17 protein-coding genes and 1 pseudogene are annotated in these 22,396 nt (G+C 62.4%); 11 read left to right on the top strand and 7 right to left on the bottom strand.

Translation table 11 applies throughout. From position 1 onward, the window contains the following. Window position 1 precedes the first annotated feature (1 nt). From FSO04_RS26450 to FSO04_RS26440, 3 genes are read right to left on the bottom strand one after another with little or no spacing between them, the layout of a single operon-like run. On the bottom strand, window positions 2-1,450 hold the full coding sequence (locus FSO04_RS26450; protein WP_154564067.1) for a hypothetical protein: 1,449 nt from the start codon (window positions 1,448-1,450) through the stop codon (window positions 2-4). Continuing rightward, complete coding sequence (gene accC, locus FSO04_RS26445) at window positions 1,447-2,859, bottom strand: acetyl-CoA carboxylase biotin carboxylase subunit (RefSeq protein WP_154564065.1); 1,413 nt, start codon at window positions 2,857-2,859, stop codon at window positions 1,447-1,449. The genes FSO04_RS26450 and accC overlap by 4 nt, the downstream gene beginning before the upstream one ends. Before the next feature lie 21 nt (window positions 2,860-2,880). Then, window positions 2,881-3,363 carry an acetyl-CoA carboxylase biotin carboxyl carrier protein gene (locus FSO04_RS26440; RefSeq protein ID WP_154564063.1) on the bottom strand — a complete coding sequence of 161 codons (483 nt, stop codon included), beginning with the start codon at window positions 3,361-3,363 and terminating at the stop codon, window positions 2,881-2,883. Window positions 3,364-3,411: 48 nt separating this feature from the next. Between FSO04_RS26440 and FSO04_RS26435 the strand changes: the two genes are divergently transcribed. The 8 genes from FSO04_RS26435 (at window position 3,412) to FSO04_RS26400 (ending at window position 13,784) form a co-directional block, all read left to right on the top strand. Next, a complete protein-coding gene (locus FSO04_RS26435; protein WP_154564061.1) occupies window positions 3,412-4,071 on the top strand; it encodes an acyl-CoA carboxylase biotin carboxyl carrier protein subunit in 660 nt (219 codons plus the stop codon). Between the two features lie 86 nt (window positions 4,072-4,157). Continuing rightward, complete coding sequence (locus tag FSO04_RS26430; RefSeq protein WP_154564059.1) at window positions 4,158-5,435, top strand: MFS transporter; 1,278 nt, start codon at window positions 4,158-4,160, stop codon at window positions 5,433-5,435. A 265-nt stretch (window positions 5,436-5,700) separates the two neighbouring features. Beyond that, window positions 5,701-6,414, top strand: coding sequence for a GntR family transcriptional regulator (locus FSO04_RS26425; RefSeq protein WP_166618251.1), 714 nt, complete (start codon window positions 5,701-5,703; stop codon window positions 6,412-6,414). Window positions 6,415-6,475: 61 nt separating this feature from the next. After that, window positions 6,476-8,065 carry a class I adenylate-forming enzyme family protein gene (locus tag FSO04_RS26420; RefSeq protein WP_154564055.1) on the top strand — a complete coding sequence of 530 codons (1,590 nt, stop codon included), beginning with the start codon at window positions 6,476-6,478 and terminating at the stop codon, window positions 8,063-8,065. Continuing rightward, window positions 8,062-8,946 carry a TauD/TfdA dioxygenase family protein gene (locus tag FSO04_RS26415; protein WP_154564053.1) on the top strand — a complete coding sequence of 295 codons (885 nt, stop codon included), beginning with the start codon at window positions 8,062-8,064 and terminating at the stop codon, window positions 8,944-8,946. Before FSO04_RS26420 ends, FSO04_RS26415 begins: the two co-directional genes overlap by 4 nt. Window positions 8,947-8,971: 25 nt before the next feature. Beyond that, window positions 8,972-10,015, top strand: a complete 1,044-nt coding sequence (gene bioB / locus FSO04_RS26410; protein WP_154564051.1) for a biotin synthase BioB — start codon at window positions 8,972-8,974, stop codon at window positions 10,013-10,015. Window positions 10,016-10,951: 936 nt separating this feature from the next. Then, a complete protein-coding gene (locus FSO04_RS26405) occupies window positions 10,952-12,325 on the top strand; it encodes an FAD-binding oxidoreductase (protein ID WP_154564049.1) in 1,374 nt (457 codons plus the stop codon). Between the two features lie 31 nt (window positions 12,326-12,356). Further along, the gene (locus tag FSO04_RS26400; protein ID WP_154564047.1) at window positions 12,357-13,784 is read left to right on the top strand and encodes a cytochrome P450; all 1,428 of its coding nucleotides are present in this window, start codon (window positions 12,357-12,359) and stop codon (window positions 13,782-13,784) included. Window positions 13,785-14,454: 670 nt separating this feature from the next. Here the strand turns inward: FSO04_RS26400 and FSO04_RS26395 are convergent. Both FSO04_RS26395 and FSO04_RS26390 read right to left on the bottom strand, forming a co-directional pair. Next, entirely contained in the window at window positions 14,455-15,459 is a 1,005-nt protein-coding gene (locus FSO04_RS26395) for a trypsin-like serine peptidase (protein ID WP_154564045.1), read from the bottom strand. Between the two features lie 313 nt (window positions 15,460-15,772). Beyond that, window positions 15,773-15,991, bottom strand: a complete 219-nt coding sequence (locus FSO04_RS26390; protein WP_154564043.1) for a hypothetical protein — start codon at window positions 15,989-15,991, stop codon at window positions 15,773-15,775. Between FSO04_RS26390 and FSO04_RS26385 the strand changes: the two are divergent. Continuing rightward, window positions 15,948-16,194: pseudogene (locus tag FSO04_RS26385) on the top strand (transposase); the annotation flags it as partial. The gene FSO04_RS26390 and the pseudogene FSO04_RS26385 overlap by 44 nt on opposite strands. Before the next feature lie 282 nt (window positions 16,195-16,476). Here the strand turns inward: FSO04_RS26385 and FSO04_RS26380 are convergent. Further along, window positions 16,477-18,141 carry an alpha-amylase family protein gene (locus FSO04_RS26380; RefSeq protein ID WP_154564041.1) on the bottom strand — a complete coding sequence of 555 codons (1,665 nt, stop codon included), beginning with the start codon at window positions 18,139-18,141 and terminating at the stop codon, window positions 16,477-16,479. A gap of 48 nt (window positions 18,142-18,189) precedes the next feature. On the opposite strand from FSO04_RS26380, the gene FSO04_RS26375 reads away from it, so the two are divergent. Further along, entirely contained in the window at window positions 18,190-19,767 is a 1,578-nt protein-coding gene (locus FSO04_RS26375) for an alpha-amylase family glycosyl hydrolase (protein WP_154564039.1), read from the top strand. 565 nt (window positions 19,768-20,332) lie between these two features. Here the strand turns inward: FSO04_RS26375 and FSO04_RS26370 are convergent. After that, window positions 20,333-21,295 (bottom strand): 2-hydroxyacid dehydrogenase, encoded by a 963-nt coding sequence (locus tag FSO04_RS26370; protein ID WP_154564037.1) that lies wholly within the window; start codon window positions 21,293-21,295, stop codon window positions 20,333-20,335. Between the two features lie 310 nt (window positions 21,296-21,605). Between FSO04_RS26370 and FSO04_RS26365 the strand changes: the two genes are divergently transcribed. Continuing rightward, on the top strand, window positions 21,606-22,364 hold the full coding sequence (locus FSO04_RS26365) for an SDR family oxidoreductase (protein WP_154564035.1): 759 nt from the start codon (window positions 21,606-21,608) through the stop codon (window positions 22,362-22,364). Window positions 22,365-22,396 lie beyond the last annotated feature (32 nt).

Here is a 22,396-nt window from a genome sequence, read left to right as displayed (position 1 = left end):
GCTACTCCTTGCACTGGTGAAGGCGGATATCGACGCCCGGGCCCGTCACGCTCAGCAATGCGTAACGCTGCGAGCGCTGGAGGAGACCAAGCGCCAGGCGGTCCCAGGGTGAAGCCGGCCGATAAGTCAGTTCGGCGGCGCTCGACTCACGAGGCACTGACGACGGGTTTGCCGCGAAAGCATGCGCCAGCAGGCGCGACGCATCGTCAAGCAGAGGCATCGCGCGGCGGATGTCCTCGAGGCTCTTGCATTCAATCTTCCCCAGCGCTCCGACCCGTTGTTGCAGTTCGCGATCGAATGCGCCGTCGACCGGCCCGTAGGCGCCGAGCAGGATGCGGCGCAGGCCGGGCTGGAGCTCGGCATAGCGCGCCATGCCATTGAAGTGCTGCCACGCCTGGGCCGCGATGGGTCCGGCGAACGGCGCGACCATCGGCGGGTTTCCAACCTCGGCGCGCACACGAGCGCACTCCTCTGCAAACGCGTGCAGCCCGGCAAGCTGACCGGACTGGGTCAACGCGTCCATCGCCTGCGCCGCGATTTCTCCTGGCAACTGGTGAACATAGGGTGCCACGTCGAACACCCACGGCGCACCGGCCGGCAAGCCCTCAGCGTCGGCAATCCGAGCCAGTTCCGCGTCCGCTTCGGCAACACTGGCCATGTCTGGCACATCGGCGTCGACGCCGAGCAGTGCGAGCGAACGCACCAGTCTCGTCAGCGACGGCACCGACGCGCCGTTAGCCACGCATGGCAGTGCCGTGTCGATGCCCGCCACGCCCAGGCGCACCGCTTCGATGACGACCTGCGGCGCGAGCGCCGTCTGGCAACGCGTATGCAATTGCAATGGCGTCGCCCGCAGCGTCTCGAGCAGCAACGGGAACAACGTCGCGATGCGGTCCACCGTCAGCACGCCGGCCTCGTCGCGCAGCATCACGCGGTCGGCCCCGTCGGCCACAAGGTGCGCGGCCTGCGTGCAGTACCACGCGTCCGTGCGACGCTCGGCGGCGTCGTACGGCAGCACACCGATGGCGCTGACACCGGCCCGGCGCGCCGCGAGGAACATCGGGCGCAACCGGTCGCGCTGCAACAGCGGATCGACGATGACAACCTGCGCGATGCCACGCGCAGCGAGCTCGGCGATCCAGGCCGCGCCGACGTCGGGCGACAGCACGTCGGCACCGCGGCCGCCGTGTTCGGTCAGGAGGTCGAGACGTGCACGCAGTACCAGCGACCCGGCGGCCGCACGCAATGCCGTCACGCGCTGCCAGGGATCCTCGCCACGGGCAAGGCACTCATGAAACGTAGTGGTGCTGATGACCTCGACCTCAGTGACGCCTGTTCCCGCCATTCGCGCGAGCGGAAGCTGCGCCATCGCCGTGGTCAGCGCGCCCGACCAGGTGACGGTCTGTCCGTCGGTCAAGCTCACGTCGGAGAACTGAACGCGCGCGATCATGATTGCACCTCCACGGCCGTGGCCGCCTTCAGCGCCGCCTTGCGGGCCGGAATAAAAGTGTCTTCGACCCAGCGGGTTGTGACCTGGCCCTTCGCAAAATCGTCATGCTCGAGGACTGCCTCGTGGAACGCGATCGTCGTAGCCGGACCTTCGATGTGGAAGTCGGCCAGCGCCCGGCTCATTCGCGCGATCGCCTCGGCGCGCGTCGGCGCATGAACGATCAGCTTGGCGATCAGCGAGTCGTAGTACGGCGGCACCGTGTAGCCCTCATGGCAATGCGTGTCAAGCCGCACGCCCTCGCCCGAGGGTGGCTGCCACCGATCAATACGTCCGGGCCGCGGCAGGAAGTTTTTGTCCGGGTCCTCGGCATTGATGCGGCATTCGATCGCGTGACCGTCGAGCGCAATGTCCTGCTGACTGAACGACAGCGGCAGCCCACAGGCGACGCGAATCTGCTCTGCCACCAGGTCGCGCCCCGTCACCTCTTCCGTGACCGGGTGCTCGACCTGGATGCGGGTGTTCATCTCAAGGAAATAGAACTTGCCGTCCCTGTCGTCGACCACGAACTCGATCGTGCCGGCCCCGAAGTACCCGACGTTACGCGCCAGGCCCACGGCTGCTTCGCCCATCTGCACGCGCATCTCATCCGAGAGGAACGGCGACGGTGCCTCTTCAATGAGCTTCTGGTGCCTGCGCTGGGTCGAGCATTCGCGCTCGCCAAGGTGCACCACGTTGCCATGCTGGTCGCCCATCACCTGGATCTCGATGTGCCGCGCCTTCTCGATGAACTTCTCGACATAGAGCGTCGCATCGCCAAAGGCCGATTGGGCTTCCGACGATGCCGACTTGAACGCGGCTTCGACCTCGTCGTCGGAGCGCACGACGCGCATGCCGCGACCGCCGCCGCCCGCGGTCGCCTTCATCAGCACCGGATAACCGATTTCCGCGGCGATCCGGCGCGCGGCTTCAGGGTCGGCCAACGCGCCGGAGCCCGGCACGCGCGGCACGCCGGCCTTGGCGGCGAGGCCCACGGCGGTAATCTTGTCGCCCATCGCGTCGATCGCTTCGGGCGACGGGCCGATGAAGATGAGCCCCGCTTCTGCGCAGGCGCGGGCAAACGCCGGGCGCTCAGAAAGGAAGCCGTAACCGGGGTGCACCGCATCGCAGCCCGATTCTTTCGCAGCGCGTACCAGATTGGCGATCTTGAGATAGCTCTCCGAAGCCGGGGGCGGGCCAAGTACGACGTGCTGGTCGGCGAGGCGCGCGGCCTGGCTTTCGACGTCCGCCTCTGAGAGGCCAGCTACCGTCTCGATGCCGAGGCTGCGGCAGGCGCGAATGATACGCACGGCGATCTCGCCGCGATTGGCGACAAAGACGCGCCGGATGTCGTGCTTGACGACTGGAACCATGAGTGACTCTCCTCGTTTCGGTCAGGCGGGAAGCGGCGCGATCAGCATGAGCACCTGGTTGTGCTGCACCAGTTCGCCGTTACGGACCAGAATCTTGTGAACGATGCCGCGCGTGGCGCTCTCCACCGAATTGAACATTTTCATGACCTCGACGAGGCAAACGGTCGTGTCAGCCTCGACGACCCCGCCCTCTTCGACGAACAGCGGCTCGCCCGGGCGCGGGCTGCTATAGAAGGTACCCACCATCGGGGCACGGATTGCGACCATGCCTTCCGGGATCTGCACGGCGGTTTCCGCGGCCGGCGCAGCGTTCGGCGTCACTTGCATGGCTGCCGGCGAAGCCGTCGCAGCGGGCCGAAACACCGCCGCGCTGTCCGGGGCAACGGCACCGGGCTTGCTTGCCTGAACGACGAAGTCGCCCAGCTTGACCTCCAGCGAATCCAGTTCGGCGGCTCGATCGAGCAGTTCGAGGATCCGGGTGACGTCTGTGTGTGTCAGTGACATCTCTCAATTCTCCATGGCGCGAACAACCAGTCGCGAAGGGGTTCCGTCGTGAGCAAAGCCGAGCGCCGCGAAGCCGAGCGCCTCGGACTCTGTCAGAGCGTCGCCAATGAGGCCGGCCGCACCCGTGACCAGAACGCGTTTCATTTCGGTGTTCGTCTCAATATTCATTTCAGTATCCGCGGCTGCTCCCTTGACTCAATGATATTTACAGATTGTGTCATTGTCAACAATAAGACTTGCTGTTATTGTAGCCATCATCGCGACACCTCTTTCGGAGCCTCCCCTGTGACCACCGCCACATATTCAGAACAGTCTGAACAATTCGACGCCCGCGTGCGCCATGCCCTGGCGATGGGAGGCAGCGCCAAGCTCGAGCAGCGGCGCGCGACCGGCGCGCTGAACGCCCGGGAACGTGTCGAACGTCTGCTCGACGAAGGTTCGTTCAAGGAAATCGGCACGCTTGCCACGTCGGCAGTAGCCGCCGATCGCGAGTCGACGCCGGCTGACGGCAAGATCACCGGCCTCGGCCGGATCGATGCGCAACCCGGCGACAGCATGGATGAAGATCAGGTTGTTCTGACACTGGAATCGATGAAGATGGAAATTCCAGTGATAGCGCCCGAGACCTGCCGCCTGATCTCCGTACTCGTCAAGGAAGGCGAAGCGGTGCGTGAAGGCCAGGACCTCTCGGTGATCGAACACGACTGAGGACGCACGGCTCTGCTAAGGTATTTGGGGGCCAATGTGTCGACAATCATACGAATTCGGCCAATGTCGCCGAAAAGGAGACACGCATGAACTGGAAGAACAGGCCGGGCGCTGTGCTCGCCACACTATTGACGATTCATCTTCTGGGTCAAATCGACCGCAACATGCTGCTGGGCTTCTCGCCGCAGATCACGCGGGACCTGGCGCTCAGCAACGCGCAGTACGGCTTCCTGGTCGGTGCCGTGTGGGTCTTGAGTTACGGTGTGATGTCGGTGCTCATGGGAACACTCGCCGACCGCTTCAGTCGCCCCCGCCTGATCGCCGTCGGTCTCGTCATCTGGAGCGTATGCACCGCGGCTTCCGGCACGGCACACACGTTCGGGGAGATGGTAGCAGCACGCTTTCTCGTCGCCAGTGGCGAGGCCGCCTTGATCCCGGCCGCCGTGGCGCTGCTGTATGAAGTCTTCGCCTCTCAGCGGCGAAGCGCGGCGATTGGCCTGTTCTTCATGGGCATTCCGGTTGGCATCGGCTGTAGCTTCCTGCTCGCCGGCTCGTTTGGCGCCGAGCATGGCTGGCGCACGACCTTTTTTGCGCTGGGCGCGATCGGGATGGCTCTCGCGCTGCCGCTATCGCTGCTGCGCGAGCACCGCGACGAGCGGCCGCAAGACGCGCGCGGCGAACCTTTCGCCGCGCAGGTGCGTGCCGTCGTTGCCCTGCTGCGAGGGAACCCGGCGATCGTGCTGACGATCGCTGGTTTCGTACTGGTCCATATGGTCGCGGCCGGGCTTTCATTCACGCAACTATGGCTGGTGCGTGAGCGCGGCTTCGATGGCGCCGGTATCGCCAGGACGATCGGGATGCTGCAGATCGTCTTCGGCACGCTGGGTTCGATCGCCGGTGGCGCGCTGGGCGACCGCTATGCGCGCCGCCTCCCTGGCGGGCTCGCTACGTTCATGCTGATACTGGTGCTGCTGGCAGCGCCGCTGATGATCGCTTACCGCCTGGCGCCGGCCGGCTCCCCGCTGTTCTACGTGGGGATGTGCGCCGGATTCTTCCTCCCGCTGGCGCTGTATGGGCCGGCCATCACGGTCATCCAGAGCCTGACCCCGCCGCAGATGCGTTCGACCATTACCGGTTGCTGCATGCTGCTGATCAACGTCTTCGCCGTCGCCATCGGCAGCTTTGCCATTGGCTCGGTGAGCGACGCGCTGGCGCGCGCCGGCGTAAGCGCGCCGCTCACGAAGGTGTTGTTGGGGGCGGATATCGTGGCCATCGCGTCGGCGCTGTTCTTCCTGATGGCGGCGCGGCGCCTGTGTAGCAAGGCCCCGACGCCTCAGGGTGCCAGCGAGGCCGTGCTCCCATGATTTTCATGGTCACGCGTCCCGGGTTGGCGGCCTGGTTGACGCCAGCGCCGGAATCAGCATGAAGACGCGACTGAAGAAACTTGCGACCGTGAGCTGGAAGCCGATCCTGGCGAAATGGTGGTCCCTGAGGCATCGATTCAAGGGCGGTAGCAACTCGCGCAGCGGTCGGCTTGACGCCCAAGCAATATTGTAATATTGTCAACACGAATACGTTATGATAGACTGCTGGTGCAGTACTACAACCCTACATAAGCTAAACGGAATCATGTCGACCACTGACGACAACATTGCCGATGTTGCGGTCCCCACCGGTTCGCGCGGAGGCCGCGGCAGCCCGCGGCCCCTGACCATGCCGGAACAGATCGCAGAGAGCATCACCGACGCGGTGTTACGAGGCGACTACCAGCCAGGCGATCGCGTGCGCGAGCAGGAGCTGGCGTCGCAGTTCCAGGTCAGCCGCGGCCCGATCCGGGAAGCGCTGCGGATCCTCGAAAAGAGTGGCGTCGTGCGCATCTTGCCACAGCGCGGCGCGCACATCACGCAACTCAGCGCAAAGGAAGTCAACGACCTCTTCGAGGTTCGGCGCTCCCTCATCGGCCTGCTTGCCCGCAAGATCTGCCCTGCGCCGCCGGCACTGATCAAGGCGGTGGATCAGCAAGTTCGTGCTCTGGAAGCGCTCGGCGGTCAGGAGAGCGCGACGGAAGAGCACGCGAAAATCAGCATGCTGCTCAGCCGGCTGCTACTCGCCGCCTGCGACAACCATCGGCTGGTGGAGATGCTGGAGTCGCTCGTCAACCAGACAGCGCGATATACCCGGCTCGGATTGCGCGAACCGCAACGCCGCACACAGTCGGCCGCCAGCTGGCGCAGCTTCGTGATCGCCCTTGAGGCCGGCAACGCCGACCTCGCCGCAGCGGCTCTCGAAGGCCTCGTCGAGGCGTCGCGCGTCGCAGCCGTGAAGCACCTTCAGCAAGGCTGACGTACCGCACCGATTTTCGGTGCTTTGCCACCTACTATTGTAGACAATCGGACAATTTTATATGAGCACTCAGATTGCGGGCCGCATGATTTCCTGGGCATCGGCTCAGCACGCGAGCCGAACCGCCCTCGTCTTTCAGGGCCGCAACATCACGTTCGATGAGGTCGAACGACGCAGCAATCGGCTGGCCAACGCCCTGATCTCGCTCGGGCTGAAGCCCGGCGAGCGCATCGCGGCGCTGCTTGCCAATTCAGAAGAGACCGTAGACAGCTTCTTCGGAGCGGAGAAGGCCGCGCTGACCTACGTGCCACTGAATGCCCGCCACACACTGCATGAGCAGGTGGATATCCTCAACGACTGCGAAGCTGCCATCGTGATCGTAGGCCCGGAGTTCCGCGACGTCGGCGCGCGGCTGGCCGCCCGCCTGCCGTCAGCCCCGGCGCCGGCGCTCAGGCACGTCGTCGCGCTCGGATGGTCGGCACCGGGAACGATCGAGTACGAGACACTTGTCCGCACCGCGAGCGAGACAGCACCCGCAATCGAGGTCGGCTCCGAACATCTGCTACGCCTCGCCTATACCTCGGGCACGACCGGCAAGCCCAAAGGGGTGGCCTACTCGCTCGCGCGCTGGCAGGCCCGCCTCACCAATCACTTCGACGCGATGGAGTATCGGCTTGGTCCGGACGACGCGATGTTGCACGTCGGCCCATTGACGCACGCAGCCGGAGTCCACTTGCTGCCCTGCTACATGTGCGGGGCGCGCAACGTGATAGAAGACGGGTTCGACGTGGGGGCGGTGCTCGCATTGATCGAGCGGTACCGCATCACCCAGATCATGCTCGTGCCCACGATGCTGAACCGCCTGGTCGACGCAGTGGAAGGCGGCGCCAAGGCGGATCTGTCATCGTTGCGGCGCATCCACTATGGCACTGCACCGACGCCGCCCGCGCTCATCAAGCGTGCGATCGCCGCATTCGGGCCGATCCTGCGCCAGCAGTACGGCATGACGGAAGCGGCGCAACCGCTGACTGTGCTGTACCCAGACGATCATCTGGTCGGTGATGTGACGCAGGAGCACCGCTTGCTGTCGTGCGGACGGCCGACGGCCAACGTACACATCGTGATCCGCGACACCAGCGGCGCCGCGCTGCCGCCGGACGAGATCGGCGAAATCACGATCGAGCATCGCGGCATCGGCGAGGTGCAATTCTGGCGCCGGCCCGAACTGCTTGCCGAAACGGTACGTGACGGCTGGTACTACACGGGTGATCTCGGCTACTTCGACAAGGCCGGCTTTCTGTACATCGTCGGCCGCAACAAGGACATGATCATCTCGGGCGGTTTCAACGTCTACGCGCGCGAAGTCGAAGATGCGCTCGTCAGCCATTGCGCAGTGTCGGAAGCCGCCGTGCTGGGGCTGCCCGACTCCGAGTGGGGTGAGACGGTCGCGGCCTTCGTGGTCACGCGCACCGGCACGACGACCACGGCCGAAGAACTGCAGCGCCACTGCGCAGAGCGCATCGCCGGTTATAAGAAACCGCGCCTGGTGGAGTTCGTCGACGCGCTGCCGCGCAACGGCGCGGGCAAGGTCACGAAGAACACCCTACGAGACACATACCTGGCATCACGAAAGGAAGGAAGCAAACAATGAACGACTATGGATTAAGCGCCATCGAGGCGTGGAACAGCCGTCCTCGCCGGCACTACGAAACCATCAGCGTCAAGCCGCTGACGCACACGATCGGCGCGGAAATCGGCGGCGTGGATCTGTCCACCGAACTCTCGGATCAACAGTTCGACGAGATCCGTCATGCGTGGCTGGAGAATCTGGTCGTCATCTTCCGCGACCAGCAGATGACGCCCGAGCAGCACAAGCGCCTCGGCCGGCGCTTCGGCGCGTTGCACGTGCATCCGCTCAACGCCGTAAAGCCGGGCAAGGACCCGGAGATCTTCGAGGTCAAGGCTGGCAAGCACTCCAGGAGTGTGGCCGGCGAAGGCTGGCACACGGATGTGTCGTGCGATGCCGAACCCCCAATGGGCTCAATGCTCTACGTCACGCAGATGCCAGAGGGAGGCATCGGCGGCGACACCATGTTCGCCAACATGTACCTCGCCTACGACATGCTGTCGGATCGACTCAAGAGTTTGCTCGAGGGCATGACCGCCATTCACGACGGCGCGATTCCGTACGTCGGCAACTACAAACACAAGGCGCCGGAGGGAGGCTTTCCGACCGCCGAGCATCCGATCGTGGTGCGCCATCCCGAGACCGGCCGCAAGCTGCTGTTCGTCAACCGGGGCTTCACGTCCCGCATCGTCCAGCTCACCAGCTACGAGAGCAGGTGCGTGCTTGAGATGCTCTATCGAATGATCGAACTGACGCCACCGCTCGTCTGCCGGATCCCCTGGACGCTGAACTCGATGGTGTTCTGGGACAACCGATGCACACAACACCACGCGGTCTGGGACTACTACCCGCTCAACCGCTACGGGCAGCGCGTCACCATCGCCGGTCAGGCGCCGGGCGTCTGAGAAAGCTACGTAGAACGGAATAATCATGAAACCCATTGCCATCGTCTCCCTTGCCTCGCTGCGCGCCGGGGCCGCCGCAGTAACCGCCGCCACTGCCGCCGCGCAAGCGCGCGAGTCAGGTACCGTTGCGCGGTGGAGCGTGGAGGCCATCCTGGCGCTCTACGGCCTGCCCTTCATGGACCTGATGTTTCGTGCCCAGGAGGTGCATCGGCAGCATTTCAACTCCAATGAGGTGCAGTTGTCGACGCTACTTTCGATCAAGACCGGGGGATGTGCGGAAGACTGCGGCTATTGCCCTCAATCGGCTCATTTCGAAACGGGCGTAGAGGCCAGCAAGCTGATGCCGCTTGAAGAGGTCGTTGCCGCCGCCAACGCGGCCAAGGCCCAGGGTGCAACGCGCTTCTGCATGGGGGCGGCCTGGCGCAGTCCCAAGGAGCGTGACATGGAACGCGTTTCCGCCATGATCCGTGAGGTGAAGGCGTTGGGCATGGAGACCTGCGTGACGCTCGGCATGCTCAACGCGGACCAGGCGAATGGGCTGAAAGAGGCAGGGCTGGACTACTACAACCACAACCTCGATACCGCGCCGGAGTTCTATGAGCGCATCATCAGCACGCGCACCTACCAGGATCGCCTCGACACCCTGACGCACGTGCGCGACGCCGGCATTCATGTGTGTTGCGGCGGCATCGTTGGGCTGGGCGAATCGCGCGAGCAACGCGCCGGGCTGATTGCGCAACTCGCCAATCTCGACCCCTATCCCGAATCGGTGCCGATCAACAACCTGGTGCAGGTGGACGGCACCCCGCTGGCCGGCACCGCGCCCATCGACCCGTTCGAGTTCGTGCGGACCATCGCCGTCGCCCGTATCACCATGCCGCAGACCATGGTGCGGCTGTCCGCCGGCAGGGAGGCAATGCACGAATCCATGCAGGCGCTGTGCTTCCTCGCGGGCGCAAACTCCGTCTTCTATGGGGACAAGCTGTTGACCACGGCCAATCCGCAGTCACAACGGGACCAGGCCCTGTTCGCCAGGTTGGGGATGCGCACCTCGGGACAGGCCGCATGAGAGCCGCGGTAGTTGCCACCCGGACAGATCTGCCGGCTGCCTGCCGCCCATTGTCAACGCCGCTTTCCTGAACGATCCCTACCCCGCATATCGTGATCTGCGGGAAGCTGAAGTGCCCGCGCCTTGATTTAGTGGCGCCGCCATCACCATTGAAGGTGGCCAACCATACACGGCTTTTTCAGTCCCTTACGTTGCCCCTCCGAGATTCGCGCGCAGAGCGCCGGCGCCTTGAGTCTGCTGACAAGCGGAAACTTCGCCGGCGAGGAAAATTTGCGCGGTCCGTGCACTCGGAGTGCGGCGTTATCATGCATATGTCCAGTGTTGATCATAGAGCAGCCATTCAAGCATGCGTTCCGAACGGCGGGTCGTGGCCGAACTGAGCCGCATGACGTCCGGCTCAGTTCGACCCACTTCGGCCGAGCGACTCAACGCGACCATAACGGCGGCTTCTAGCATTCAACAGCCGCTCGCGGATTGGCTGAGTACCGGACATGCGAGTACGCCCGTCGCGAAACCCAAGTCCTTGCGGGCCAGCCCTGCCGCGTCTGCAAAGGGAGGGGTCTCCCCGCGGCAACAATCGGCGCGATTGTGAACATTAGTGTGAGCGTGGTTTCTGAACCTTTTTATCCCTGCATGCCGCTTCCAATGGCAGCGTGAGCCGACGAGTGACGAGCTAAGTGCTGGCTACTGAGACGGAACATTACTCTTCGATTTTGAGCCGCAACCATCGATCGGTACCGTGGTCGATCTGCACGATGCGGACCACGTGCTCCAAGGAGAACTACGTCTGACGTCTGTTCCTGAGAGCGGAGAAACGAGTGGCGGATTGCGGCTCGCATTAGTCTGCATGTGCTGTCGGTGGCGCCCTATAACAAACAAGCTACACAACTTCAACGCGACCGCATATGACTTGGGGCGGCTTCGAGGAGAAAACCCATGCTACCGATCCGATCCCTGGCCGACGCAGAGGCCGAGCTTGCTGCCACCTTCCGGGGGCAGATTCTGAAACCCATGGACGCCGGTTACGAAGATGCGAGAAAGGTTCACAACGGCCTGGTCGACAAGCGCCCCGCCTTGATCGCCAGATGTCAAGGCGTGGCCGACGTTGTCGGAGCCCTCGATGTCACCCGCAGGCTCGGCCTTGAGGTTGCAGTTCGCGGCGGCGGGCACAACGTGGCGGGACGGGCGACGATTGATGATGGGGTGGTGGTCGATCTCTCGTCGATGAAAGGCATCCACGTCGATCCAGAAAGCAGAACAGTCTGGGCGCAAGGCGGCGTTACCTGGGGCGAGCTCAATCGCGAGACGCAGTTGCATGGCCTGGCCGTCACCGGTGGCGTCGTCTCAAGCACGGGCATTGCCGGGCTTACTCTCGGGGGTGGGGTGGGCTGGCTGATGGGCAAATACGGCCTGGCACTCGATAATCTGCGAGCTGTGGATCTCGTCACAGCCGACGGCAAGGTGTTGCGGGCGAGCAAGGACCGGGAGCCTGAGCTGTTCTGGGCTCTTCGAGGCGGCGGCGGAAACTTCGGCGTCGCCACGAGCTTCGAGTATGAACTTCACCCAGTTGGGCCGACCATTATGGGCGGCCCGATCGTCCACCCGATCGAACGCGCGCGCGCCCTGCTGGAATTTTTCCGCGACATTGCGCCATCGCTACCTGATGAGCAGACGTTGTACGCAACACTGACGCATGCGCCGGACGGGTCCGGCAAGGAAGTGGCTGCCTTGGTCGCTAGCCATTGTGGGTCGTTGGAAGACGCCGAAGGAGCCATGCGGCCGCTGAAACAGTTCGCGCATCCTATCGTGGATGCCGTTGGGCCGATGCCTTACTGCCAGCTCAACAGGATGCTCGACGCCAATTTCCCGAAAGGCGCTCTTAACTATTGGAAGTCCAGCTTCCTCACAGAGCTGAGTGACGCCGCGATTGAGGCCATGATCAGATGCTTCGCGCGATGCCCGACGACGAAGGGTCAACTGCTTCTCGAACATTTCCACGGCGCGGTAACCCGCGTAGATGTTAGCGACACCGCGTTCCCGCACCGCCGCGAGGGCTATAACTTCCTGGTGCTCGCTCAATGGTTGCAAGCGGAGGAGTCCCACGCATGCGTCGCGTGGGCTCGCGAAACGTACGAAGAGATGCAGCCTTTCTTTGCCGCGGGTCGCTATGTCAACTATCTGGACGACGATGACACGGGCGAGCCGATTGCAGCATACGGTCCCAATTACCGACGGCTTCAGCAGATCAAGGCCAGGTACGATCCGACAAACTTCTTCCACATGAATCAGAACATCCGGCCGCTGGCCTGATGGGGGCGTGGCGGGCAAAGCGGAGGAAAGCATGGCAGACCTTCATCTCAACACGAATGAGGTTTCGCGAACTGTCGCAGATCTGCCTGGCCCACCCGGCTTGCCCCTGCTGGGAAACCTGTTTCAGATGGCGCCCGCAAAACTCCACGTGACCCTGGAGCGATGGGCCGGGCAGTACGGTTCACCGTTCAGGGTCCAACTCGGCACGATTCCGATAACAGTCTGGACGGAGGCGGAGCTGTTTCAGACTGTCATGCGCGAGCGTCCGAACCTGTACCGGCGTTTTTCGCCGATAGAATCCGCAATGACAGAACTTGGCGGAAACGGGCTCTTCTCTGCCGAAGGCCCTGCCTGGGAACCGCAGCGCCGGCTGATCATGCGTGCGCTGTCCTTTTCCAATATCAAGTCCTTCTATCCGGCGCTATCGTCGATTACCCAGCGTTTCCTCGTTCGCCTCCAGAGCGCCGCAAAGGATAATAGAACGGTAGAAATGGCGGACGAACTTAAGCGCTATACCGTGGACGTGACAAGTACGCTCGCCTTCGGCGAGGATCCGCATACGCTTGAGCAGGAGCGCGGTGTGATACAGGAACAGCTGGCGCTGATACTGCCGGCGCTCATGAGACGTGTCACAGCGCTATTTCCATACTGGCGCTATGTCTCGCTACCGGAAGACCGGCGGCTCGCGCGTGCAATGGTGGAAGTGCATGGTTACATTAAAAAAATGATTGAACGAGCACAGGACCGTATGCGACAGTCTCGTGATTCGCCGCCGCACAATCTGCTCGAAGCCATGCTTGCGGCGCGCAATGAGCCCGATTCAACGGTAACCGACGAACTGGTCTCGGCCAACGTCCTGACGCTGCTGGTCGCGGGCGAAGATACGACGGCAAATGCAATTGCCTGGGCGCTAATGTACATTGCTGCGGATTTACCTTTGCAGCATCGGCTCTTTGAACAATCATCTGCAGCACTCGGTGGATCCCCGGTCTGTCCGGACTACGATGCACTAAAGCACCTCGATCTTTGTGAGGCGGTGTGCAGCGAGGCCCTACGACTGCGGCCCGTTGCAGCGATACAGACGTTCGAGCCGCTATCCGATGTGTGCTTAGATGGTGTTGCCATACCTGCGGGAACGCGCATGTTCTTCCTAACGCGCCCGAGCATGCTGGACCCGCAGAATTTCGTGCATCCGGAGGTATTCAACCCTGACCGCTGGAAGCATCCCCGGGATCCGTCTGACGGTGCGCATGAACAGAAGGCTTACCTGACATTCGGCGCGGGCCCACGAGTTTGTCCGGGCCGCTATCTGGCAGGCGTCGAGATGAGACTCGTGATATCAATGTTGATGAAGCATTTCAGAGTCGAACTGGCAATCGACCCGGAGGAAATTGAAGAGATTTCTGCCTTTACGATGGTGCCGAATAGAATGCCAGTGAAGCTTCACCCCGTCACCTGAGTTGCCGACGGCTGACAGAGATCGGCTGAATCATGCCTCGGCTCATGCCACGTGCTCCAAACCGTTGGACCTAGGGCAGTTCAGACTCACGAAATGAGGGAAAATCTGGCATCGCAAACCTGCGATTCATCTAGTTGCTGGACTGAAGTCAGCAAAGCCCGTCAAGGCCGTCGGCGAATGGTCGCGCCAGCGGCTGCTAAGGCCGAATTGTGCGCGTACCTCGTCCGTCAGGTTCCGGAGTAATGCAGCCATTCCAACTGCAAGTTTCCCCGCTCGCCGAACGTCTGGATGTGGCCGCGTTTTGCCTTACGTTGCTTGTTTCCCGCCACGAGTCTGCCCAGTCTTTAAGAGCTTGGTCTTGGAAGACTGTACGTCCCGAAAACCTATGAGATCTCTAGACACGGACATGGTTGATGCGGTAACCCGGCCAGCGACGGCTTCCGCCGAGAGGAAGTGTCGCGCCAGTTGAGAAGTTGTCTCGGCTACGTTGAACGACGCGAGCGTCCTGCGACGAGTCCCGGGCGGCGCTGCGGGCGCACGCATCCTATGTAAATTGGCGCAACGGACGCGGCTCAACCGGCCACGCCATGAACGGAGCCCCCTTCATTTGCCGGCGACGTGTGTTATTCCCGGCCCGCTCTCATCGCGCGTGAATCAGACCGACCGCGTGTCAGGGGAACGCGGTAAGCGCCTCCTTCACCAAATTGACGATGTCGACTCCGCCACCGGCAAGGTTGGTGCTCGGGTTCTGCGCGCTCTGCACGCCTGTCACGCTCGGGCCCTTGTCACCGGTCCACCAGCCGAAGAACGGCCCGCCGGACTGCCCCGGGAAAACGTCGGCGCGTTGCTCCTCGGCCTCGTCCGTCGTGCTTCCGTCCGTTTTGTCGATAGCGATGCCGTTCTGGAATGTAGGTCGCCTGCCGCCGCTGATGTCCGCCGGATAGCCGATATGACTCCAGACCGTCTGGCCGTTCCAAGCGGGCGAATATCCTCGCGTGCCCATCCAGCCACAGACGTCTCCGAGGCGATTGCTCAGCACGAGGACGACGTAGTCCTCCTCGATGTCGTCGATGCCAACGTTCGGGCCGACCACCTTGCGATACGCGTACCAGTGCACGATGGCGGAATTGCCGAACGGCGCGTTGCCGTCGAACGATGACGGCGTGAACGTCACCTGATTGACTGTGCCGTCAGCGTTCCAGGTCATCATGTGCGAGGCGCACAGCAAATGGCGCGGGCCGACCAGACATCCGCTGCCGAAGCCGCCGCCGAGGTCCACCTTGCCGACCGTGCTCCACGGGTACGCCGTGTCGGAAAAGACAATTCTCTGATCCGGGGGAAATATGGTGGTCGTGCGGTATTTTCCCGGGGGCAGGTCAAGATGGAGATCGAAGAATCCGTGACGCCGGAATCGCTCGTCGAGCGCCGGACGGTGCGGATTGAAAGCAATGTGCTCCGGCACATGAGGCGCGAGCACCGCATCGCCGGACGCCTGAGCGCGCACTTCCGCGCGGTTGAGCAACGTGCCCTTCACTGGTGCGGGAAAAGCCCGCTCTCCCGCTATGGCGGGGATCACCGGCGGCTCGAATGAGATCGGCGCCGCCGCCCGGCGCGCCGCGGCGCGAGGCTTTAATTGCTGCTCGAGTTCGCTCATGGTCATGGGTTTATCAGTCATGTCAAGTCTCGCATAGTGAGTTGCTCGTGTGGCAAGCCCCCGTTGATGTCGGGCACCGCCGCGACGAGGCGTCGGGCCGGGCCGCGTGTGCGACCCGGTTCGGCTCCGCCTCGGACTGCGGCCAGTCAGACAACGCCGCGGTCAGCCTTAGAACGATGGATGCGCACGCGTTTTGAACAAGAGCCTGCCCGACAATGAAACACTATCCGTCGTCGTGCCGAAGATCGTCGGAATCCCTGGCATCGGGATCCTAAGCGTTCGACCGTTCGCTCGCGAGCCATCGCGCTACGCCGACGATCGGAGTCTCATCGCATCACGGCGCGAGAATGAAAATCCGGCTTACGGAAACCATCTGCACCTGCGACAACTGAAACACCATCAGCATGCCTGATTTATCGCCCGCTCCTGATTTGCCACTGTCACCCGATCGTTCGCGGAACGTATTGCGGTCATTCTTGTTGGTCTCCACGAACGGCTTGACGTAGTGCGGACTGTCGATGAAAGAAGGCCCGGTGGTTGACGCGACGATCATCGAAGCGCCACCGTCGACCAAGGACGCCGAGAAGAGTCGTGACCCTAGATGCATCAAACGAAGAAGGGAAACGAATGGCACTTTGGGATGAAGCCCACATTGGCGTCGATGCCGATTCGGGCCTGATCGACGGTGTGGTTGGCACGGCGGCCAACGATGCAACTGTTCCGGCAGCAGATTCCGCTGCCTTGCATGGGAGCGAAACCACTTCGACCATTCTGATGTACGTCGCTCGGTGTTCCCGCTGTTACGCGCTGACGCAACAGCCTCCTTCGCGGGTCACTTGCCGGTGACGCAATGTTATTCAGGGATATGGTCGAAATTCTCGCGTTCAGCATCGGGCGGCTTTCGGAGTTAACCAGCCGTTCGAAGGACCGCTCTATGTGACGCACGAATGGCAGAAACTGGCCCGGTCCCCGCCCGCCGGCAACAAGCAGACCTCGACCTCCGCTAGCCATTCGCTCGACTGGCGGACGGTCACACACCTAAACCTCGCTTCGCTTCAGCAGGTAATCGAGGCCGCCCACCCGATACCATCGATACCCGTACGGCTCGAGCACTACGGTATGCCGCCCGCCATCGGCTTCCACACTGTGGTCGTCGGAGAGGAGGTTGATGAGGCGGTTTTCGCCCTGCCCGCTGCAGCCCGAGCGGAACTTCACCGTGCAGGCCTCGGGTCCGAAGTTATGCACGCAGATCACCGAGTTGTTTCGCCAGTCGTAGCGCAGCGCGAGGACCTCGTTGCGCGATGTACGCAGGACCGCGAAATCGCCCCAGCTTATTTCCGGCACTTCCCGGCGCATGCGGATCACGCGCTCGGTCCAGTTCAGGAACGAATTCGGGTCCCGCCGCTGGCTGGCGACGTTCACTCGCTCGAAACCGTAAGCGCCGCCCGATATGACCCGGCACGACGGCTTCGGGTGCTTCGTGAAGCCGCCATGGGGTTCGGTCGACCATTGCATGGGGGTGCGCGTACATTCGCGCTCCGGCAGGCGCAGGTCGTCGCCCATGCCGATTTCATCGCCGTAGCGAAATACCGGCGTACCTGGCGAGGTCAGCATCAGGCTGTAAGCGAGCTCGAGACGGCGCCTGTCGCCAGAGAGCATCGGCGCAAGCCTGCGGCGAATGCCGCGCTCGTATAGCTGCATGTCGGGGTCCGGGCCGAACGCGGCGAACACGGCGGCGCGCTGGTCGGGCGTCAGACGGCCCAGATCCAGTTCGTCGTGATTGCGCAGGAATACACCCCATTGAGCGGTCGCGGGACGTGGTTTCGTCGCTGTCAGCGCTTTCTTCAAAGGACCCGTATCGCCGGTCGCGAGGGTGTAAAACGTGTTCTGGTTGACCTGGAAATTGAACATCATCTGCAGGCGCTCGCCGTCGTCGCCGAAATAATCGAGGTCGGTATCGGGCAATACATTCGCTTCGGCGAGGATGATCGCGTCGCCCTTGCGCCATTGCAGAAACTCGCGGAAGGTCCGCAACATGTCGTATTGCTCGACGGGCTTGCGTACTTTCGGGCCCTTCGTGGCAATCACGAACGGCACGGCGTCCATCCGGAATCCCGACACGCCGAGCTGGATCCAGAAGCCCATCACCTGGAGCAACTCGGCCTGCACATGTGGGTTCGCGGTGTTCAGGTCCGGCTGGAAGTCATAGAAGCGATGGAAAAACCAGCGTTTGGCCTGCTTATCGTAGGTCCAGGTCGATTTCTGAACGCCGGGAAATACCACCCCGTCTTTAGCGTTCGGCGGTTGCTTGTCGGCCCATACATACCAGTCGCGATACTTCGAGTCAGGATCGCTGCGTGCTTCCTTGAACCACGCGTGCTGATCGGACGTGTGATTGACCACGAGGTCGATCATCACGCGCAAGCCGCGCTCGCGGCACGCATGCGAGAACTCGGCGAAGTCCCCCAGGGTGCCGTATTTCGGGTCGACGTTGTAGTAATCGGAGATGTCGTAGCCGTTGTCGCGGCCAGGCGACGGCTGGAAAGGCATCAGCCAGATGGTCGTGGCGCCGAGCCCCTGAAGGTAGTCGAGCCGGCGGATCAGGCCTTGGAAATCGCCGACGCCATCGCCATTCGCGTCCATGAAAGTGCCGACGGAGAGACAATAGACGATTGCATTCTTGTACCAGAGGTCATTTAGCATACGGTCCGCGCGTGGCTCCAAAACAATCGATCAGTGAGAGGAACAGCAATGCCTGAACTGGTGTGGTGGCAACGCGGCGTGATCTATCAGGTCTATCCGCGCTCGTTTCAGGACACCAATGGCGACGGCATCGGTGACCTGGCGGGCATAAGTGCGCGTCTGGCGTATCTCGCGCTGCTTGGCATCGATGCAGTCTGGATCTCCCCAGTCTACCCGTCACCCATGGCGGATTTCGGTTACGACGTCGCCGACTATTGCAATATCGACCCAATGTTCGGCACGCTCGACGACTTCAAGCAACTTGTGGACCGCGCCCACGGACGCGGGTTGAAAGTGCTGCTCGACTTCGTGCCGAATCATTCGTCGGACCGGCATGTGTGGTTCGAAGCAAGCCGGTCCTCGCGCGACGACCCGAAGCGCGACTGGTATTTGTGGCGCGATCCCGTGCCCGGTGGTGGGCCGCCGAACAACTGGCTGAGCCGGATGGGAGGGTCCGCGTGGCAATGGGATGCGCACACTGGCCAGTATTACTATCACACGTTCTTGCGCGAACAGCCCGACTTGAACTGGCGCAATGCCGAGGTGCGTCGCGCGATGGACGATGTCCTGCGCTTCTGGCTGGATCGCGGCGTGGACGGTTTCCGCGTGGACGTGCTGTGGCTGCTGATCAAGGACGCCCAGTTCCGTGATAACCCGCCCAACCCCGCGTTCCGGCCGGGCGAGCCGGATCATCACCGGCTATTGCAGACTTACACTGAGGATCAGCCGGAGGTGCATGAAATCGTGCGGTCGATGCGTGCCACGCTGGATGAATACGGCGAGCGTGTGTTGATCGGTGAAATCTATCTGCCCGTGCCGCAACTGATGACGTACTACGGCACGAACGGCGATGGTGCCAACATGCCTTTCAATTTCCAGCTCCTGAACCCAGCGTGGAATGCGGCCGATATTGGAAGGATGGTGTCGGATTACGATCGCGCATTGCCGGAGCACGCCTGGCCAAACTCGGTGCTATCCAATCACGACAACCCGCGCGTGGCGTCGCGGCTGGGGGCGGCGCAAGCGCGCGTGGCCGCTGTGCTGCTGTTGACACTGCGCGGGACACCAACGCTCTACTACGGCGATGAAATTGGCATGATCGACGGCGAGATTCCGCCCGACCAGGTTCAGGACCCGGCCGAGCTTCGGCAACCGGGTATCGGTCAGGGCCGAGATCCTGAGCGTACGCCGATGCAATGGGACTCATCCCTGCCCCATGCCGGTTTTACAAGCGGCCAGCCGTGGTTGCCGGTAAGCGCGGCAACCAGCGTTAGCGGCCAGGACGGCGAGGCGTCGAGCATGTTGTCGCTGTATCGCCGGCTGTTGTCAATTCGGCGGAGCAACGCGGCACTCCTGGAAGGCGCGATTGAAAACCTCACCGCGCACGGCGACGTGCTCACTTACGAGCGGCGTTCTGGCGATCAGCGGCTTTTCATGGCGCTAAACACGGGCGCCGCCGACGCCACCACCCCGTTGCCATCAGGCACGGTGCTGTTATCGACTTTCCCCGGCCGCGACGGCGAGTCGATCACGGAAGGCGCAAATCATCTCGCCGCCGGCGAAGCACTGATCATCAGGCTCGCCTGATCGCCGATGGTAGACAGCCCCCGTGCTGGCTCGCTCGTCTGGGCTCCAGGGCTGAACGGCGAGGTATAACGCGCCCGCCGAATTGTTGGCGTTCCAGAAGACGGCGTGCAACGGCCGCTTCTGGCCACGAGGGGCGCGCTACGACGAACTTCCGGTACCGACCCACTCCCGCCCTTCGGCGCGGTGCGAAACCAACGGCTGCTTGCGGTGTACAACGGCCGTTAGTCGATTTTATCGGGAGACGGGCGGTCAGTTCTTCGCCACCGCTCGGAATTAACTTGCGATCGTCTGTCGCGCGCCGTCCTTGACCAGATGGCCATCTCTGCCCAAGGCGCAGACAGACGTGGCAGGTTAGACGGCGTTCAAATCGATTTCGGCCATTACCCCGGCTGGCCGCCTGACATAGGCCGAGCATTAATACCGGGTTGATGCCGATCAACCTCATGAAAGCGGGAAAACGGCGGCACGCTCAAGAACGCTGCAGCGGTGGCCAATCATGCGTCGATGCGTACCACGCCGTTTTTCGACCGGCGTCGCAACGTTACTGCCCCGATGAGGCCGAGCCTTAGACAGGATTCGAGGCGGGCCGCCCTTCCAGCACGGCGGCGACATTATCCAGCGCCGTAAAGCCCATCTGGTCGCGGGTCTCAATCGTTGCGCTGGCCATATGGGGCGTCAGGAACACGTTGTCGAGTTCAGCGAAGCGCTTGTCGACATTGGGCTCGTTCCGGTACACATCCAGACCCGCGCTGAATAGATGACCCGAAGTCAGGGCGTCATAAAGCGCATCTTCGTCCACCAGGCCGCCACGCGCCGCGTTGACAAAAATCGCGCCTGCGGGAAGGAGTCCAAACTCTCTTTTCGTCATGAGTGGAACGGCTCCGCCCGGCACGTGCAGCGTGAGCACCTGGCAGTGCGGCAGCATTTCGTCGAGAGTGGCATAGAAGGTCGCGCCATTCTCCACCGACGGACCCGCACGGTGCATGTCCGTGTAAATCACGCGCATGCCGAATGCCTGCGCACGCTTGGCGACTGCCCGTCCAATACGCCCGAATCCAACGATGCCGAGCGTCTTGTCGTTCACTCGCGTACCCAGCATCTCGGTCATGCCGAACGATTTGCCCCATCCGTTGCGCATGATCCGTTCGTATTCTGAGGCGCGACGGCACGCAGCCAGCAAGAGCAGCATGGAGAAATCGGCCGTGCACTCGGTCAACGCATCGGGTGCGTTCGTGACGACGATTCCCCTTTCACGGGCCGCCGCTACATCCATGTGATCGAAGCCCGCGCTCGCGTTCGCAATGATCTTGACCGTCGAGGGCAGCGCGGCAATGTGTTCCGCCTGCAGGCCGGATTTTTTCCCGATGAGTACGGCCGGCACATCGTGCTTCTTGCAGAAGTCGACGACAGACCACGAGTCCATATCGGCCTCGGTCACGAAGGCATGGAATTCGGCTGCGGCGCGTTTCGCCACGGCTGTGGGAACCCTTCGCGCAATCAACAGGCTGGTGCGTTTATCTTCCGACATGGTTTTTCCTTTGGTAGGCAGACGTCGAGAGACTACGAAATCGCAGACCGGACCGTCAATGTTGATTGGACGAATCAACTCCTCGGTAATGATTAGCCCCTTATTGTTCGCGGCGCCTGCGCGTTGCGATTCGTTTCCGTCTTGCCCCTCTTCCATCTTGCTCGCGGCAACACGCGCATCAGGAAAACCCTGATGCGATCCCGGTCCGCAAGGCCCTCGGATGTTGATTCAATGAATCAAGATTGCTCACCGCATAGCGCGGATGCAACTCTCTTTCCCGTGTTCAATTGAATCGTTGAGAGGAAGTCAAATGTCTGCATCAAAGAAGTTCGCAGCCGTTACGGGCGCCGGCTCCGGCATCGGCCGCAGCGCCGCCCTCGCGCTCGCCAACGCGGGATTCGCCGTCGCGCTGATCGGGCGCAGAGCCGAGCCGCTGCTGGAAACGAAAGAGGCCATCGGCATTGCCGGCGGAGAATCACATGTTTTCCAGGCCAACGTTGCCGACGCCGCGTCGGTCCAGCAGGCGTTTTCGCAGATCGCCGAGGCATTCGGCCGGCTCGACGTGCTCTTCAACAACGCAGGCCGCAACGCGGGGGCCGTCCCCCTTGAGGATTACGAGGTCGATTTCTGGAACGACGTCGTGGCCACCAATCTGACCGGCGTCTTCCTGTGCGCTCGGGCAGCTTATCGCCTGATGAAAGAACAGTCCCCTCAAGGCGGACGAATCATCAACAATGGATCGATCTCAGCCCACTCGCCGAGGCCGCATACCATCGCCTATACGGCAACGAAACATGCGGTCACCGGCATCACCAAATCGATCGCGCTGGACGGACGCGCGTTCAATATCGCCTGCAGCCAGATCGATATCGGCAACGCGGCGACATCGCTCACGGAACGCATGAACCGCGGCGTACTGCAAGCGGATGGCAGCATGGCACCCGAAGCAAGAATGGATGTGACGCACGTGGCGAATGCGGTCGCACACATGGCCAGTCTTCCGCTCGAGGCCAATGTTCTCAACATGACGATCATGGCGACCACGATGCCGTTCGTCGGCCGCGGATAAATCACCCTCGCGCCAACAATAAAAAAACAACT

The organism is Paraburkholderia madseniana, assembly GCF_009690905.1.
GTDB lineage: Bacteria > Pseudomonadota > Gammaproteobacteria > Burkholderiales > Burkholderiaceae > Paraburkholderia > Paraburkholderia madseniana.
This window is presented reverse-complemented; position numbering and strand designations above follow the sequence as displayed.